Raw genomic sequence first — 17,909 nt, 5'->3', positions numbered from 1 at the left:
TTGCACCAGATATGGCTAGCTGTTGTAGCACGGCAAGCGCTTCTCCCTTAGGCTAGACCCTTTCGCACAAACGCAATTTCGCGCAAGGAATCTCCATGCAAAACGGGCTGATGGTGCTGCACGGCAACCGTCTGGAAACCCTTACCGAGCTGGTGGCGGACTGGCTGCAACGTGAGCCACTGCCGCCACTGGAAACGGAAACCTTTCTGGTACAGTCCAACGGCATGGCCCAGTGGCTGAAACTGCAACTGGCGGATGCCCTGGGTATCAGCGCCGGTTTCCAGTTCCAGATGCCCGCCCGTTTCCTGTGGGGGGCCTACCGCACCGTGCTCGGTGAAGACCAGGTCCCACGTACGTCACCGTTCGACAAGTCCCGTTTGCTTTGGCGCCTGTACCGGCTACTGCCTGCCTTGCTCAACAACGAGCACTTCGGCCCCCTGCGGCATTTTCTCGCCGACGATGTGGATGGCCGCAAACGCCATCAGCTGGCCGAGCGACTGGCAGATCTGTTCGATGCCTATCAGGTGTATCGGGCAGACTGGCTGGCGGACTGGGAAAGCGGCAACGACCGTCTGCGCAAGGCCCAGGATCGCGACGCCTTTGATGAGTTTCCCACCAGCCAGCTCTGGCAGGCACACCTGTGGCGCGCCCTGCTGGCAGACATGGATGACAGCAAACAGGGCCTCAGCCGCAGCGCCATCCACCGGGATTTCATGGCCGCACTGACTCAACATCAGGAACAGGGCATGCCACCGCCCGGCCTGCCGCGACGCCTGATCATCTTCGGCATCAGCGCCCTGCCCCAGCAGGCTCTGGAAGCGTTGGCCGCGCTCAGCCAGCACTGCCAGATCCTGATGCTGGTACAGAACCCCTGTCAGCATTACTGGGCAGATATCGTCGAAGACAAACAACTGCTGCGGCGCCAGCTGGACAACCGCAAACGCCACCTGACCGCCCTGCCGGAAAATCGCGTCAATCCACTGCTGGCCGCCTGGGGCAAACAGGGCCGGGACTTTATCGGTCTGCTCTACGACCACGACGATCCAGACAGTTATCGCAGCGCCTTCCAGAACCAGATCGACCTGTTTGAAAACCGCGAACCGCACACTTTGTTGCAGCAGCTGCAACAGGACATCCTCGATCTGGAACCCCTACCGACACCGGACCGGCGTCCGCCTCTGGAAATGGACGATTCTCTCCAGTTCCGTATCGGCCACAGCGCCCAGCGGGAAGTGGAAATTCTGCAGGATGAATTGCTGGACCGGTTCAGCAACGACCCGAGCCTGCAGCCCCGGGACGTGATCGTGATGGTGCCCGACATCGAAGCTTACGCGCCGCACATTGATGCGGTTTTCGGTCGTCTGGAACGGGACGATCCGCGCTATCTGCCCTACACCCTCAGCGACCGCAGCGCTGGCGCCGCCTCACCCCTGGCGCAGGCGGTGGAGTCCCTGCTGCATCTGCCCCAGTGGCGCTTCACCGCCACCGATATTCTCGACTTGCTGGATGTGCCCGCAGTGCGCGAACGCTTCGGCATCGACGAAGGCGACCTGCCACAACTGGCCCGCTGGATTGACCAGGCCCGCATTCGCTGGGGCCTGAACAGCCAGCAGCGTAACACCCTGGACGTACCCGGTTTCGAACAGAACAGCTGGGCCTTCGGCCTGAAGCGGATGCTGGCAGGCTACCTGCTCGGCGACGGCCCGGCCTGGATGGGCATTGAGCCCCTGGACGAAGTGGCCGGGCTGGGCGCGGAACTGGCCGGACGCCTGTCTCGCCTGCTCGACACCCTGGAACAGCACTGGCAACAAAGCCGTCAGGACGCCAGCGCCAGGGAGTGGCAACAACGCTTTATCCAACTGCTGGATGACCTGTTCGCTCCCGTGGACGAAGCGGACCAGGCCCTGGATGCGGGCCTGCGCGATGCTCTCAACGACTGGCTGGCCGCCTGCGCCGAAGCCGACTTCGACAGCCCTCTGCCGCTCACCGTGGCACGCCGACCGTTACTCGATGCCCTGAATGCAGAAAGCCTGTCGCAACGTTTTATGGCCGGGCGCATCAACGTCTGCACCCTGATGCCCATGCGCGCCATTCCCTTTCGCCATGTCTGCCTGCTGGGCATGAAAGACGGCGACTACCCGCGCCAACAGCAACCCATGGATTTCGATTTAATGCGCCAATGGGGCAACTACCGCCCCGGCGATCGTTCCCGACGCGACGACGACCGTTACCTGTTTCTCGAAGCCATGCTCAGCGCCCGCGACAGCTTCTACATCAGTTGGACCGGTCGCAACGTGCGCGACAACAGCGAACGCCCGCCCTCAGTGTTAGTGGCGCAACTGCGCGACCACATCAACCAGCGCTGGCACACCGAGCAGGGCGACCCCGTGGAGGCCCTCACCATGGCCCATCCGCTGCAACCGTTCAGCGCCCGCTATTTTTTCCATGCCGACCAGGAGTTGGCCAACGATTCCGGCTTGCCTCACAGCGATTCATTACACACCTACGCCAACGAATGGCGAGCCCTCCACGATGGACAAGCGCCTGCTGTCAGCAACGACCAGCCCCTGCCGCCACTGGAAAACGATGAACCGATTAGCTGTGCCGCTCTCGGCCGTTTTCTCAAGCAGCCCGTGGCGCATTTTTTCGAGCAACGCCTGAAGGCTCGCCTGAAACAACAGCGGCAGGTACTGGACGACAGCGAACCCTTTTCCTTCGACGGCCTGCAGCGTTTCCAGTTACAGGACCAGTTGCTCACTGAAGCCCTGCGCGCCGGCCCCGAGCATGCCGGCGACGCCATGACGGAGGCCATGGATCGGCTGGCCGGCAGCGGCGACCTGCCCCTGGCGCCCTTTGACGAGGGCAGCCGTGACAGCCTGCTGATGCCCCTGTCGCAGCCACTGGAACACTACTTTTCCCTGCTGGCCGAGTGCGGCGCACCGCAACCGCAACAGGAAATCCGCCTCAACACCGGCCCACTGCAGATCGAAGACTGGCTCACCGATTTGCGCGGCCCCGCGGCCAACGCCCAACGGCTGGTGCTGCACACCGGCAAGCTCAATGGCCGCTTCGACAAACTCACCCGGGACTGGGTGCTGCACCTGGCCGCCTGCGCCGTCGGGCAGCCGCTCACTACCCATATTCAGGGCCAGGACGGCCTCTTTACCTTGCCGCACCTGAATCGCAGTGACGCCCAGCAATGTCTGGATCAGCTCGGGTATGCCTGGCAGCAAGCCCTGTGCGAACCGCTGCCCATTGCCTGTGCCACCGCTTTTGCCTGGCTTAAAGGCGAAGAAAAGGAACGAGGAGAAAGCGAAGCACGCAAGGCATTCGAATCCGGCTTCATGCACACCGGCGAACAGGAAAAAGAGCCGGCCATTGCCCGCGCCTGGACAGACTTTGACACCTTGATGGCCGCTACCCATGGCGATGCCAACGCCTTCGCCTACTGGACTGAGCAACTCTATGCCCCGCTCTATCAGCACGCCCAATGGCGCGAGCCGGGAGATGACGCATGAACATTGAACGTCCGCTCCCGATCACGTTCCCGCTGCACGGCACCCGGCTGATCGAAGCCAGTGCCGGCACCGGCAAGACCTTTACCCTGGCTGCGCTGTATCTGCGTCTGGTGCTGGGTCACGGTAATGACCACGGCGACGATAATGCGTTCTCACGCCCGCTTCTACCGCCAGAAATTCTGGTGGTGACCTTTACCGAAGCCGCCACGGAAGAGCTGCGCGAACGAATCCGCGATCGCCTGGCTGATGCCGCCCGACTCTTTGCCAATACCGCAGCGCAAGCCGACGATGCCGTACTGGCAGAACTGCTCAACGACTACAGCGATCCGGAGGACCGGGCCCGCTGTGCCCAGCGCCTGGATGCCGCTGCCCAGTGGATGGATGAAGCCGCCATCTACACCATTCACGGTTTCTGCAACCGTATGCTCAAACAGCACGCCTTCGATTCCGGCAGCCTGTTCAGTCTGGAGCTGCAAGAAGACGCCAGCGATGAACAACAAATGGCCGCACGGGATTACTGGCGCTCTGTGATTGCCGCCTTCCCGGTGAGCGCCGCCAATGCCCTGCAAAGCGACAATCTGGGCAACCCGGACGCCCTGCTGGAAGCCTGTCGTCCTTTGCTCGGTTTGAAAGAAGCCGACCCGCAGGCGTTACCGCAAAGCGTCACACACTGGCTCGCACAAACCGGCCCGCAAGCGAACAAGGACCAGCAGGCACGCCAGCAACTGGCGGACGAACTGCCGGACTTTCTCGAATGGGTGCGCGCCGCTCGCGACAACAAGTGGCTGAACGGCAACAGCTACCGCACCACCAGCCTGCCAGGCATGCTGCAGACCCTGCAGCGCTACGCCAACGGCGAACGACTCAACGGCAAAGCCTATGACATACTGGCCAAGTTTTCCCATGAGGGCATGAAACTCACCAAGGCCGGCCAAGATCACCGTTCGGATTTTGTTTTCTGCCAACAGCTCGATACGGTTATGGAAGGCCGGGCAAACACCTCTCTGCCCCGTACCGACCTGCTCGCCCATGCCGCCGCCTGGATCGACCGGCGCGTGGACCAGGTCCGTCGCCAGACCGCCACCATGGGATTCGACGACATGCTCAGCCGCCTGCACGATGCCTTGAAAGGCGGCAACGGTGAGCGACTGGCCCAAGTCATCCGCGATCAGTTTCCGGTGGCACTGATCGACGAATTCCAGGATACCGATCCCACCCAGTACGGCATTTTTTCCGCGCTTTACGAAGGGCAGCAAGACACTGGCTGGTTCATGATCGGCGACCCCAAGCAGGCCATCTACGCCTTCCGCGGCGCCGATGTTTTTACTTACCTGAAAGCCCGCCGGGCCACAGAAGGTAACCACTACACTCTGGATACCAATTTCCGCTCTTCCAGCACCATGGTAGAGGCGGTGAACCATCTATTCCGCTACAGCCAGAGCACTTTCGGCGATGTGTTCATGATGGACAACGCCATCCCCTTTGAAGCAGTAAAGGCCAATGGCCGCAAGGATGTTCTTCTGGTCGACAAGAAAGAACAATCCGGCATTACCCTGTGGGTGGACGAGCAAGAAAAACCCGTGAGCGCCGGTCAGTACCGGGATGAGCAGGCGGCGCGCTGTGCCAGCGAAATTGCCCATCTGCTTAACGGGGCCGTAAAAGGTGTCACCGGCTTTCAGAAAGCCGACAGCTTCCGCCCCCTGCACCCCAACGATATTGCCATCCTGGTCCGCGACCGCACCGAAGCCAAAGCCATCCGTGATGCACTGATGGAGCGTCAGGTACGCAGCGTTTATCTATCCGATCAGGATTCCGTGTTTGCCCAGCCCGAAGCCCATGACCTGCTGCTGATCCTGCATGCCTGCGCCAGCCCGGAATCCGACACCCGGGTACGCAGCGCCCTGGCCTGTGCGGTGTTGGACCTGGCCTACGCGGAACTGGATGCTCTCAATCAGGATGAAGTGCGCTGGGAAGAAACCGTGGAGCAGTTTCACGGCTATCGCCAGCAATGGCAGGCCCAGGGCGTGCTACCCATGCTGCGCAGCCTGTTGATGGATTTTCATGTGCCCGCCCGGCTCAGCCAGAGCCTGGACGGCGAACGGGCCCTGACCAACCTGCTGCATCTGGCGGAACTGTTGCAACAGGCCGCCACCCAGCTGGATGGCGAACAGTCATTGATCCGCTATCTGGAGGACGTTGTCGAAAGTACCGTTGAGGAAGGTCGTAGCAGCAGCAAGGAAAGCATCCTGCGCCTGGAAAGTGATGACGACCGGGTCAAGGTCATCACCATCCACAAATCCAAAGGGCTGGAGTACCCGCTGGTATACCTGCCCTTTATCTGCAGCTTCCGCCCCGCGGACAAGAACAAGCCGCCGCTGCGCTACCACGAAAACGATCATCTCAATGTGTCGCTGGAACCCGACGAGACGATAGAAAACAAGGCGGACCACGAACGACTCGCTGAAGACATGCGTCTGCTCTACGTGGCCCTGACCCGCGCTTGCCACACCTGCACCCTGGGAATCGCGCCCTACATCAAGGGCCGCGGCAAACAGAACCAGCTGGAGAAAAGCGCCATCGGCCGTTTGCTGTTCGGCAGCGGCGTGGCCAACAACGGCCTGAGTGCCGCGCTGACACCGATGGTCCATGATGCGATTACCATTATCGACGCGCCAGACAGCAACGCGGAATGCTATCAACCCAAAGCCAAATCGCGGACCCTGCGCGCACCTCTGACGCCTGTGGCCCGACAACGGCAACCCTGGTGGATTGCCAGCTATAGCGCACTCAAACAGGTACAGGAAACCCTGGCCCCGGCGGACCCACGCGGCGATCAACTGGCCGAGCAACAGGACGAAACCGTTATCGATGACGCCGAACCGCTGCCCGATACCATCCACGCGTTCCCTCGTGGCGCCGCCCCGGGCACCCTGCTCCATGATGTGCTCGAGCAGGCCGCCAACCAGCGCTTCACACAAACCCTGGCCGACCCCGTCGAGTTTGAAATCAGCGTGGAAGAAAGATTGCAGGCCCGTGGCTGGCAAGATTATATGGAGGTGATCCGGCACTGGTGGAAACAGGCGGTGACCACGCCCTTGCCGCTGAAACACGCTGAGATCGCCCTTAATACCCTGCACACCTATGTGCCAGAACTGGAATTCCTGTTCCCCGCCCACCAGGTGAAAGTGGCCGAGATGGACACGCTGATCCGCCAGCACATTCATCCACAGCATCCGCGCCCGCGACTGGAAGCGGATACCCTCAACGGCATGCTCAAGGGCTTTATCGACCTGGTGTTCGAACACGACGGCAAGTATTACGTGCTTGACTACAAATCCAACTGGCTGGGCGTGGATGACAGCGCCTACACCCTGGAGGCCATGACCGACGCCGTGCTGGAAAAACGCTACGAAGTGCAATACGTACTCTACCTGCTGGCCCTGCACCGCCTGCTGAAAAGTCGCCTGCCTGATTATGATCCTGACCAACACCTGGGCGGTGCGGTTTATGTGTTCCTGCGTGGTTTACAGGGTCCGGCGGCAGGCACCGTGTTCGATAGACCGGCGACAGGGTTGATTGAAGCGTTGGATGAGATGTTTGGAGGGAACGAATGAGCGCGATGACAAAACATCTCAACGCATGGAGCGTCTCACCCTCTCCCCCAACCCCTCTCCCCTCAAGGGAGAGGGGAGCTAACCATGCCCCCTTCTGGAGGGTCCCCTCTCCCTTGAGGGGAGAGGGACAGGGAGAGGGTGACGCTACGAAGCGCATTGCTATCCGGCCTCTCAATCGGCCAATCGCCAGGAGAGTTCATGCAAACTGACCTGTTCTCCGCCCTCACTTGGGAAGATGCCCTGCTTCTGCTGCGTGACAACCATTTGCTCCGCGATCTGGACGTGGCCATTGCCCGCTTTCTTAAACAGCAATGTCCGCAGGCAAGTTATCCCGTCCTGCTACTTGCCGCCTTTACCAGCAATCAACAAGCCAGCGGCCACCTGTGTCTGGACCTGAAAAATCGGGAGCTGGCCACTCAGCTGTGGGGCACCAGCCCGCCGCCGGAACTGGTCTCCCTGCTGCCCGGCAAGCCGGACGATTGGCTCCATGATTTACAGCAAAGTCCGCTGGTAAGCCAGAACGGCAGCACACCACTGGTGCTTAACGGCAGCCGCCTTTACCTGCGCCGTAACTGGGCCCGGGAAGTGGCCGTCGCCGAAGCCATCGACCAACGACTGGCCACAACCAACCCGTTACCCGCCGAGCGCCTGCGCGACGCCCTGGCCCGATTATTCCCGAGCACCAACGGCCAAACCGACTGGCAGCAGATAGCTTGCGCCCTGGCCAGCCGCAGCGGTATCGGCATCATCACCGGCGGCCCCGGTACCGGCAAAACCACCACCGTGGTTCGCCTGCTGGGTCTGCTGCAAAGCCTGGCCATGGCAGACAACCAGCGGCTGCGCATTCGCCTCGCCGCCCCCACCGGCAAGGCCGCAGCGAGGCTTACCGAATCCATCAGCGAACAGGTAGAACAACTCGATGTGGACACTACCGTACGCGACGCCATCCCCACGGAAGTCACCACCCTGCACCGCCTGCTCGGCACCCGCCCGGACAGCCGTCACTTCCGTCACCATGCTGACAATCCGCTACACGCTGACCTGGTAGTGGTGGACGAGGCCAGCATGATCGACATGGACATGATGGCCAGTCTGCTGGAAGCCCTGGGCCCACATACGCGGCTGATCCTGCTGGGTGACAAGGACCAGCTTGCCAGCGTGGAGGCCGGCGCGGTGATGGGGGACTTGTGTCGACATGCCCACGAAGGCCGTTATCAACAGGACACCATCGATTTCATTAGCAGCACCTGCGATGCCGACATCAGCGACTACCGTGAAACAGATCAGCAACCCGGCAACGCCCTGGCCCAACAAACTGCCATGCTGCGGACCAACTGGCGCTCCAAAGACAGCCCGGGGATCGGCGCACTGGCCCGAGCTGTGAACGAAGACAATCTGCCGCAGGTGCGCAAGACGTTTCAGCAGTACCCGGACAGCCTGCATCGCCGACCCCTGAGCAGCGATAGCCAACAGCTGGAAACCTTGCTGCTGAACGGCAGCGGTGATCACGGTGGATTGCGCGCGCTGTTTAACGCCGTAGCCACACCTCCCGGGCAACGGCAGGACTTCGATGACTGGGCTGCGGGGCTGCTCAGGCAACTTACTCATCAACAGTTACTCAGCGGTCTGCGCAGCGGGCCCTTTGGTGTGGAACAGCTCAACCAGCGCATCACCCGCCACCTGCAACAACAGGAGCTGGCGCCGGAACGGGATTGGTACCCCGGCCGCCCGGTAATGATGACCCGCAACGATTACCAGCTGGGCTTGATGAACGGCGATGTGGGGCTGACGCTACCCTTGCTTGAGGAAAAATCAGGGAAACCGGAGTTGCTGCTGAGAGTGGCATTCCAGTTGCCAGACGGTCGTATCAAGTGGGTCCTACCCAGTCGCCTGGACGGCGTGGAAACCGTCTATGCCATGACGGTGCACAAGTCACAGGGCTCGGAATTCAGGCATACCCTGTTGGTGCTGCCAGACGCTTCCCATCCGCTCCTCACCCGGGAACTGATCTACACCGCGGTGACCCGTGCACGCGATCGCTTCACCTTGCTGGAATTCGGCAAACCGGCAGTGCTGGACAGTGCAGTGAAGAAACGGACCTGGCGGGCGTCGGGGTTGGCAGAGCGGTTGAGTTGAAAATATAAAATTCAAAATTGAAAAGCACAGCAGGCGCATAGCGTGTTGCCTGTTGCGTGACGCGCGTTGCAGCCGCAGAGCGGCATAAAAGAAACGGGATGCCGAAGCATCCCGTTTTTTGTTTCACCATCTCGCGCTTATTTGAACTGCGCTTCTTTCTCTTCGGTTTCCACGATGATGTCTGCGCGGCGGTTCTTGGCACGACCGTCAGCAGTGCTGTTGTCGCCCACCGGCTTGCTCTCACCGAAACCTTCGGTAGTGATCTTGTCAGCACCAACCGAGAAGTCTTTCATGAGGCGATCTTTCACTGACTGGGCACGACGCTCAGACAGCCCCTGGTTGTAATCGGCCGGGCCTGTGCTGTCAGCATGGCCTTCCACACGGATGCGCCCTTGCTCGCCCGCATTCAGGCGATCCGCCACACCTTTGATTTCATCGCTGAACTGACCCTGAATGGTGTCGCGATCAAAACCAAAGTAGATCACCGAGGTTTCACGATTCTGCATTGACTCGTAAACCTGACAGCCGTCCGCATCCACTACTGCACCGGAAGCGGTGTTCGGGCAGCGGTCCTTGTCATCGTTAACACCATCGCCATCGCTGTCGCCGGTCACGACTTCCGCGGGGGTAGCAGCCACTACTTCGTCGTCATTGCTGCCACCGTCGTCATCGCTGATACCAAACGCCAGATTAACCCCGGCATAGACCTGGCCTTCCCAGTATTCGCGGTCCTGGCTATATGCCTGACGGGTACCCAAGTCCAGAATCACGTGTTTGAAGAACGCACGCTGCACACCCAATTCCACACCGGTCATCAGCTCGTCGTTATCGTCACTGTTGGGGTTATTCAGGCTTTCAATCAGCTGCTCGCCCACATTGATACCGGCATAGGGTTCGAAACCCAGCAGGCCATGGTCATCAAAGTGGTAACGGCCACTAACGTAATAATTTTTCATGTCCAGACGACGACCGGAGTTGTATTTACTCTCCGCGTCACCGTCGACTTCTTCGTACCAACCCTGCACGGACCAGTTTGGAGCGAAACGCCAACCCAGCTGAGCGCCATAAAACGGCACATCGTCCAGGCCATCACCACCATTACCGATGACGTCATTGTCATAAAAAGTATAGTAGCTGGCATGCCCACCGATGTACCCGTATTGGTCAGGCACATTTTCCCCAGCGAATGCAAAGGGGCTGATCAGCAGAGGCACCGCAGCGGTCATACGCAAAAAGGTTTTCATGGCAGATTCCTTTCCAGTTGTTCCCGAATTTCTTAGGGAATTTAAACACTGGAAAGGAAAACAAGCAGCCACAAAGAGGCGCTCGACCTCTGAATTTACCGAAATTTAACCCCTCTACTATCAACGGTTTACATTAATCTAGTACGAAAATATTACCTGGAACTTTCATCCCAATGCTTTGGTAGAAAAACTTTTTTTATACAATTATTTTTCAACCCACTGGCCACCCGGCGTCTTCACGTACTGCCCGGCTTCGGTTTTATCAATCGCTTTTTGGCCCGCCAACCTGGCCACCTGCTCCAGCGTGATACCGTTTTGTTTGGCAATGCGCTCGTAAGCGGCCCGACGTTTCTGATTAATATCCGCTGCCAGCTCCACCGCCGCCGGTGTCGCTTTCACTACGCCCAGGTAACCATCCGTCTGTTCACCGACCAGACCCTGGCTTTTCGCAGCGTCCAGATCCAGCGCAAACGCGCCCATACTGAACAGCAGCGCCACCATGGCCAATGCAGATTTCAACATTTTCATACCCACTCCTTAAAACAGGTCGCTGTCTTCACTGAACAACTGATCGATATCCTTTTCCACTTTCAAACGGATTTCATGATCAATTTTCACATTCAGGTTAATAGTGATGGGATCTTCCGGCGCTTTCAGGGCCACTGTGGGCGTACAAGCCGCCAACAGCCAACCGGCCAGCAACACCGTACCCAGCCCGAGTTTTTTCATTGTCGATTCTCCGTGCGCAGTTGTTCAGTGATTTCATCGCCAATGCGCAAGCTACGCATCAACGCCAACACGTTTTCCCGGTGTGTGTAGTTAAACACTACCGGCAGACTTTTTCTTTGCGGGTTTATCCCTTTAATGGTGATCGCCGCATCCAGCCAACCCACTTTATCCATGGCCATGCGCGCCTGGAAGTCGCTGATCAACAGGGTGCTAAGGCTGTCCAGCGCCAATTTCACCGCCTGATTGGAGTCCGCCATGGCCTGCACGCTGGACGAGGCAGGAATGATCAACGACAGGGGCTCTTCGTTGGCTAATCGCCCCTGTTCAATGACCAGAAAATCCGCTCCCAACTGCAAGGGGACATAGCCGCCGATTCGCCCGGACAGGGACACCGGTGGCGGGTTTTGCAATGCGGCCACTTCGGCGAGATCAATACGGCTGATCACCACCGGCTGCGGGCGGGCCGAAGGCCAGTCCAGTGCCGGGGATCGTAAATAACCGCCCAGCAGATCGGCCCGGATATCGGTAAATTGCCATTGTGACAGGTCACTCTTCACGGTGAGAGCCAGATCAGTGATCGGCGTGCCGATATCCAGGGTGTCCACCGTCACGGGGCCGGTGCTGCTGAGCTGCACTTGGCCGTTATCGTATTCACCGTTATCGTATTCAACATGAAGCACCCCGGCAGCACCACGGGCCGTCACGCTGCCCCAGTCCAGATCCGCACCGGTAAGGGTGATATCCCCGGAAGCTTTAAGCGTCTGCCGCCATTGCCAGCGGCCTTTGCCTTCCAGCTGACCTTGCCGTGGAGTGGCGTCCAGGCCCACCCCCATGGCAGGCACCAGCGCGCTACGCATGCTCAAGGTGCCGCTCGCACCACCGTTATTCTCAAGCGCCCCATTGGCCCGCAATTCGCTTTGCCACTCACTGACGGTTAGCCGGCCCTGCACCCGCTTGCCTGTCATCGTCGCCGTTCCTGATATCGGCGGCAGTCGCCAGCGGGCGGCCAGCAAACCACCGCCATGAATGGCCACGGTGCCGGTGATACCCTGTTCATTGATCTGCAACGGCCCCGATGCACGCAGCGATATCGGCCGGATCAGGGCCTGCCCGATAAGCCCTTCGATGATTGACGCCTGACTGCCTGCCGCCACGCTGATCGTGCCATCTGCCAACGACCAGGGGGCCTTTATCGCCACCTGCCCGCCACGCTCGAACTGCGGCAAGGTGGTGCTGGCCTGGAGCGTTCCGGCCCAGCCGGCGCCGGACTGGGCAAAAGCCAGGGTGCCGTCCAGCGGATAACCGGAGATCTTGCCGCTCACCCTGGCCTCGGCACCATACGGCGCCTGCTGCAAGGTATTGACCGGCATCAGAAAGCTCAGACGATCGCTCCCTTGCCGCGCGATGAGCTTGATGGGCTCACCCTCCAACCCATGACTGCCGACAGCGCCCTGCCACTCGCCTTGCCATTGGTAGCCCTGCCACAGGCCCTGCAGCGACAGATCGCCGGCCCACTGCCAATCGAGCTGACTCGCGTCTTCAGCCCCTGCCCGTTGCCACTGAATCTGGCTGGCACCGGTTTTCACGTTCAAGCCGTCGTAACCCAACCGCAGCGGCAGATCGGCCCGGCCGGAGGGGGCCATGGGTATCTGCAGTGGCTCCTGCCACTGCGCGGTGAGATTTTGCGGCAAGGTCAGCGACGCCGGCTCAAGCACCAGCATGCGATCCTGCCAATGAAAGTCCACCTGGCCGCCCAGGCTGTCACCCTGCAACAGCAACGTCCCCCCGCCCTGTTCAAGCCCTGCCGGGTTGGTTGCGCCGGGATCATTATGAGCCTGCAATGTCATCGTGCCCGGCGGGCCTGCCAGTTGCAGCTTACCCCTGGCGTTCGTCAGCGCGAGGCCGTTGCCCGCCACCGCAAGGGGCTCTGCGGCGGTCAGTTTCCAGTCATTATTCAGCACCAATGGCTGGACCAGATCCGCGACTATATGCCAGTCGGCGCCCTGAAAGTGGGCTTGCGCGGCCAGGTCCGCCCGTTGCGATTGCGTTATCGGTCCGGCCGAGTGCATCTCCAGCTGTATGTCACCGCCTGGCTCTCCTTGCCAGCTGCCTTCGCCATGCAGTTGCCAGTGGCCCTGCCAATCCGGCAACAACACGCTTAGCGCCCCTTCACTGTTGAAAGTCCATTGCCCCTCGGCACCTTGGTATTGCGCCTGGAGCGCCGCCTGCGGTGCAGACACTTGCAGCTGCCAATACTGCTCCTGTTGGTGAAGCTGCATCGCCATGACGGGAAGGGAGGTAATCAATGCTGACAGGTCCAGTTCGGCAACTTGCAGATCAAAGGGTGGCGTCCAGGGAAGTCCGTCGGGGGATCCGGAAGCCCCCGGGGCGTTCCCGGCACCGCAATTGTAGACGGCAAGCACCCGCTGCTTGACCTTGAGCGGCCAGACGCCCTGGAGCGTCAGGTCGGTGCCACGGGCAGCCACACAGTCGTCGCGTATCAGGCGCCACTGCCCCAGTGTCAGGCCTTGCTGCCAACCCGGTTCACTGACGCGCACGCCTGCACCATAGGCCCAGCCTACCGCCACCAGAATCAGTAGCAGCACGGTGGCCAGCAGTAACAACAAGCCATATGCCCAGCGGCGAAGCATGCGCGAGGAGAATCGAACCATAAACGTTAGAGGGCCGGCAGCGTCAATGGTTCGATAGTGAGACGTCAGGGCGGGTTTGGAAAGCCTGGGATTCAGTCTGCGGCCGGTTCTGCCTGTAAGGCCATAACGTGTTGATGGAGCAGCAGGGCCATGACCGCCACGCGGCTAACGGCATCCACCGACAGGGTGGCGCCGGTAACGCCATCCACCTCACGGGACAGGCTCAGGTCATCCTGCAGGGTCATCCCGATAAATTGCTGACGAAAAAACGCCTGGTGCACTTCCCCGCCCCGAGGTTCGCGATACACCAGCACGTTCAGGTGAGTAATGCCGGTAGGCCCCACGGCCACGGCCAGCGTCATCGGCATGTCTTTGCTTTTTTCGTCAATCACCCAGGTTGTCACATTCCCCTGTCGCCAGTAACGCAATCGCAGGCCGCGATACCGGTGCCCCAATGCGGCCTCTACCTGGTCACGCAAGTTGCCACGTAACGGCAACAGAGACATCCCCGGCAATGGCTCGCCATAGACCTGGGATAAAAACGCATCCACCGTCATAAACTCGGTTTCGTCATAGCCGCTGATCGCCAATGCCTGCGCACTCATGACCAGCCACAGCGCCGTCATCACCAGATTGATGCCGCGCCTCTTCAATTGACCAGCCGCTCCTTATCGAAGAAGGCTTCAATCAACCACTGGTTATAACCGCCCAGCCGTTCACCTTCCAGGCGCGCCTGTGCCTCATGATAAATCGGGTGATGCTCCATACTCTTCGGCATTAGCACCTGGGCGGTCCAGGTGGCGCCACGAATCCAGCCATAGTTGAATTTCTGCCACCAGCCATACTTCATGTCGTACTGATCCCGAATACGCGGTGGCAATTCGGCGGCGGTGATGATTTTCTGCCCCCAGAGTGGCGCGATCATCCAGATAGATTTGGCGTCAAACAGGTCTTCCTTCAATTGCATGGCATTGGGAGTCACCGTCAGCTGCGGGCTTGCCCACATGGCACGGTTATAATCCATGAATGCATCCCAGTCCGCAGGCAAGGCGCTTTCCGGAATCCCGAATAACATGGCAAACAGTTTGGTTTCTTCATAGAACTGGTTTTTCTCATCCGGGGTCAGATCATCTTCCAGCTTTTCGTACATGTGAACGATGGTTTCCCACAGTGTTGCATGCACCCAGATCATGGCGTTGATTTCGTTAGCCCGGTATTCGGAGCCCCGATGGAAGGCGCCGGCCTCTTCGGTCATTTCACCCTCGATTTCCTCATGGATGTCTCGCACCTGGTTAGCCGAGGCCATCGCCTGGGGCATGCTGCCAAACACCATGCTGGAGATATGATAGAAAGTACGACGGGCACGCCCCATGGGGTCATTACGCACTTCCGAGTGTTGATCAATGCCCGCTGTTATCCAGGGGTGCGCTACCTGCAGCAAAAGTGCACGACCGGCCCCAAAGGCCGGTGGTGCACTCAAGCCATCCAGTTTCCACATCATGGAATCCGGGCCGAAAAGCCCCTCGCGGGGATTCGGCATTTTGTTGTTATGGATCTTGGCCAGCTGTTTGCAGAAGGCCACTTCATCAATCCACAGCGGCAACGGCGCGCTGCCATCCTCCGGCACTAACCGCTTCACCGCATCATCGCTGGCATAGTCATAGGCACCGTCAGGGCTATCCGTTTCCTGATCATCGGCTATGGCCTGATCACAGGGGCTGGTGAGAAACCCGGTTTCCGCTCGCACCAGTTCCAGATCCAGAGACGCGCCCTCAGATTTCATTTCCATATCTGCAGGCAAGCGATAGCCACCCTGCACGGACATGTAATCCTGGTAAGCAATCTTCCACCCGTTTTCTTCGATGGACTCCGGCAGGTATAGATTCTCCTGATAGATCACCGCATTGGCGGTGGCAGGCAGCCCCCGCACCCAATAGGACAGATCTCCCGCCTGGAGCTGGGCATGCAGGTGCTCAGCCACTTTCTTGGCGCTCGCCCCACCGATCACATCCAGCGTTTCCTCTTGCGGCGCATAGACATTGCCGCTGATCACCGCCTTAGGGGCACCCACTGGATCATCCATCAACACGGCCAGCTGGTAATTTTCTCCCAGCTGCTTGAAGTAAAAATAGCTTTTGCTTTTTATGCCATCCGCACGCAACACAAACTGACCTTCTACCATCCACTCATTCAGTGTTTCCGGAGAGGTGGGTACATAGTTTGATTCTTGCAGAGAAGAGCAGCCCTGCAGGCCAAGCAGCAGGACCAACAGCATTTTTTTACCCTGTTGAGGCAGCAAGGAGATCATCATCATTCACCTGATTGTTGTTGGTATTCGGGCTGCTTTTATGCGGTTTGTCGCAAGGCTTTCTTGTCAATCTTGCCCACGGAGGTAAGAGGAATGGCATCAATAAAGAACACCTCTCTGGGTACCTTGTAAGGTGACATGTTGGCTTTGTAGAACGTAGACAACTCGGCTTTAAGGTCTGACTCGGACGCCTGATTGTCCGGCATCCGCTGGATATACAGCTGCACCACATCATTACCCGGCCGGTCATGATCCGGGCGACCGACAACTGCGCACATGGCAACCCATGGCAGACTCTGCACCTTGCTTTCCACTTCCACGGAAAACACCTTGTAGCCGCCGACGATCAACATGTCCTTGCTGCGGTCACAGACGCGAATAAAACCATCTTCATCCATGACGCCAATGTCACCGGTGTGCATCCACGTCTGACCATCCATCACCCGCAGCGCTTTCCGGCTCGCTTCCGGCATCGCCAGATACCCCTGCATCACCTGCGGGCCGGAAGCGATGATCTCCCCGGCTTCGCCCTGTGGCATGGGGCGTGTGCCGTCTTCAGCATCCACGATGCGCACATCCGTGCCCGGCAGCGGAATCCCCACGTGGGCTTCCTTGAAGTGTGATGCCGGATTCAGCGTGATCACCGGGCTGGTTTCGGTCATGCCGTACACTTCGCAAAACTTGCCGGCACCGACCACGCTTTCCAGTTTCTGTACTTCTTCCTTGGCAAACGGTGCGGCACCGGAAATGGCCATGCGCAAGCCGCTGAAATCCAGCGATTTGAACGTCTCATTGCCACACAGCATCTGATACAGGGCCGGCACGGCGGCCAGCACTGTTGGCGTACGTGCCTGCATTTCTGCCACAAAGTGGTCGATATCCCGGGGATCGGGAATCAACAAAAACGTCGAGGCGGTGCGCAGCGCGTTAAACAGCACAGCGGCGCCACCGATATGAAACAACGGAAACGCCGAGGCGACGGTTTCTTCACCGGTGCGGTAACCGTAGAACACATTGGCCTGCAGGTTATTAATGAACAGGTTGAACGAACTGAGCCGGGCCCCTTTCGGCATACCAGTGGTGCCACCGGTGTACTGCAGATACAGCACTTCATCCATGGCTACCTTCGTGTCGACCAGATCCACACTGGACGGCAGGTGATCATGTAGCGACATGACATTCACACCGTCCCGGGATTCCTCCACGCTTTCCCCCTGACCGGAGACCAGGTCCATGGGGCCGGACACAATCACCGTGCTCAGGCTTTCAACCTTGCCCAATACCGGTGGAATGGAGGTCTGCCAGAACGGCATCAGCGTCATCAGGATTTTTACTCTGGCATCGCTGGCCTGGTGAATAATTTCCGGCGGAGTCATTAAAGGCGAGATGCTGGTACTGACCATGCCCAGACGCGCCGCCGCAATAAAGGCCACCACATATTGCGGGGTGTTTGGCATCTGCAGGCCCAGAACGTCGCCCGCTTTGGCGCCCTGCGCGACAAACAACGCCGCCATGCGATCGGCCATCTCATCCAGTTGCCGGTAGCTCATGGCATGCCCCAGAAACACCAGCGCTTCGCGATCCGGAAACTGCTCCGCATACCCTCGCACATAGTCCGACAGGGTTTTCTCGGGCAGCTCTGGCAGGGTGTGCCAGTCATAGCCCATCGATTCATAGGTAGACAACCAGGGGCGAGTATCCGACTTCAT

10 protein-coding genes are annotated in these 17,909 nt (G+C 59.4%); 3 read left to right on the top strand and 7 right to left on the bottom strand.

Annotated features, from left to right (window positions below):
• Positions 1-95 precede the first annotated feature (95 nt).
• The 3 genes from recC (at position 96) to recD (ending at position 9,268) form a co-directional block, all read left to right on the top strand.
• On the top strand, positions 96-3,518 hold the full coding sequence (recC, locus tag CL546_RS08645) for an exodeoxyribonuclease V subunit gamma (RefSeq protein WP_290494144.1): 3,423 nt from the start codon (positions 96-98) through the stop codon (positions 3,516-3,518).
• Positions 3,515-7,132, top strand: coding sequence for an exodeoxyribonuclease V subunit beta (recB, locus tag CL546_RS08640; protein ID WP_290494143.1), 3,618 nt, complete (start codon positions 3,515-3,517; stop codon positions 7,130-7,132). The genes recC and recB overlap by 4 nt, the downstream gene beginning before the upstream one ends.
• Before the next feature lie 198 nt (positions 7,133-7,330).
• Entirely contained in the window at positions 7,331-9,268 is a 1,938-nt protein-coding gene (gene recD / locus CL546_RS08635) for an exodeoxyribonuclease V subunit alpha (RefSeq protein ID WP_290494142.1), read from the top strand.
• Positions 9,269-9,405: 137 nt separating this feature from the next.
• Here recD and CL546_RS08630 read toward each other — a convergent pair whose 3' ends face one another.
• The 7 genes from CL546_RS08630 to CL546_RS08600 all read right to left on the bottom strand — a co-directional run bounded on the left by CL546_RS08630 (position 9,406) and on the right by CL546_RS08600 (position 17,909).
• Positions 9,406-10,512 (bottom strand): OmpA family protein, encoded by a 1,107-nt coding sequence (locus tag CL546_RS08630; protein ID WP_290494141.1) that lies wholly within the window; start codon positions 10,510-10,512, stop codon positions 9,406-9,408.
• Between the two features lie 204 nt (positions 10,513-10,716).
• On the bottom strand, positions 10,717-11,040 hold the full coding sequence (locus CL546_RS08625; protein WP_290494140.1) for a YdbL family probable chaperone protein: 324 nt from the start codon (positions 11,038-11,040) through the stop codon (positions 10,717-10,719).
• Between the two features lie 9 nt (positions 11,041-11,049).
• Positions 11,050-11,241: a YnbE family lipoprotein gene (locus CL546_RS08620; protein ID WP_198005033.1), complete on the bottom strand. Its 192-nt coding sequence runs from the start codon at positions 11,239-11,241 to the stop codon at positions 11,050-11,052.
• Positions 11,238-13,892, bottom strand: a complete 2,655-nt coding sequence (locus CL546_RS08615; RefSeq protein ID WP_290494139.1) for an intermembrane phospholipid transport YdbH family protein — start codon at positions 13,890-13,892, stop codon at positions 11,238-11,240. Before CL546_RS08615 ends, CL546_RS08620 begins: the two co-directional genes overlap by 4 nt.
• Positions 13,893-13,984: 92 nt before the next feature.
• Positions 13,985-14,545, bottom strand: a complete 561-nt coding sequence (locus CL546_RS08610; RefSeq protein ID WP_290494138.1) for an FMN-binding protein — start codon at positions 14,543-14,545, stop codon at positions 13,985-13,987.
• A complete protein-coding gene (locus CL546_RS08605; RefSeq protein ID WP_290494137.1) occupies positions 14,542-16,200 on the bottom strand; it encodes a lipoprotein insertase outer membrane protein LolB in 1,659 nt (552 codons plus the stop codon). Before CL546_RS08605 ends, CL546_RS08610 begins: the two co-directional genes overlap by 4 nt.
• Before the next feature lie 38 nt (positions 16,201-16,238).
• Positions 16,239-17,909, bottom strand: coding sequence for a class I adenylate-forming enzyme family protein (locus CL546_RS08600; RefSeq protein ID WP_290494136.1), 1,671 nt, complete (start codon positions 17,907-17,909; stop codon positions 16,239-16,241).

The organism is Alcanivorax sp. (assembly GCF_002726155.1).
Lineage (GTDB): Bacteria > Pseudomonadota > Gammaproteobacteria > Pseudomonadales > Alcanivoracaceae > Alcanivorax.
This window is presented reverse-complemented; position numbering and strand designations above follow the sequence as displayed.

Coding starts and splice junctions, on each gene's coding strand:
- recC (WP_290494144.1), top strand. CDS start 96: ATGCAAAACGGGCTGATGGTGCTGCACGGCAACCGTCTGGAAACCCTT.
- recB (WP_290494143.1), top strand. CDS start 3,515: ATGAACATTGAACGTCCGCTCCCGATCACGTTCCCGCTGCACGGCACC.
- recD (WP_290494142.1), top strand. CDS start 7,331: ATGCAAACTGACCTGTTCTCCGCCCTCACTTGGGAAGATGCCCTGCTT.
- CL546_RS08630 (WP_290494141.1), bottom strand. CDS start 10,512: ATGAAAACCTTTTTGCGTATGACCGCTGCGGTGCCTCTGCTGATCAGC.
- CL546_RS08625 (WP_290494140.1), bottom strand. CDS start 11,040: ATGAAAATGTTGAAATCTGCATTGGCCATGGTGGCGCTGCTGTTCAGT.
- CL546_RS08620 (WP_198005033.1), bottom strand. CDS start 11,241: ATGAAAAAACTCGGGCTGGGTACGGTGTTGCTGGCCGGTTGGCTGTTG.
- CL546_RS08615 (WP_290494139.1), bottom strand. CDS start 13,892: ATGCTTCGCCGCTGGGCATATGGCTTGTTGTTACTGCTGGCCACCGTG.
- CL546_RS08605 (WP_290494137.1), bottom strand. CDS start 16,200: ATGATCTCCTTGCTGCCTCAACAGGGTAAAAAAATGCTGTTGGTCCTG.
- CL546_RS08600 (WP_290494136.1), bottom strand. CDS start 17,909: ATGAAGTCGGATACTCGCCCCTGGTTGTCTACCTATGAATCGATGGGC.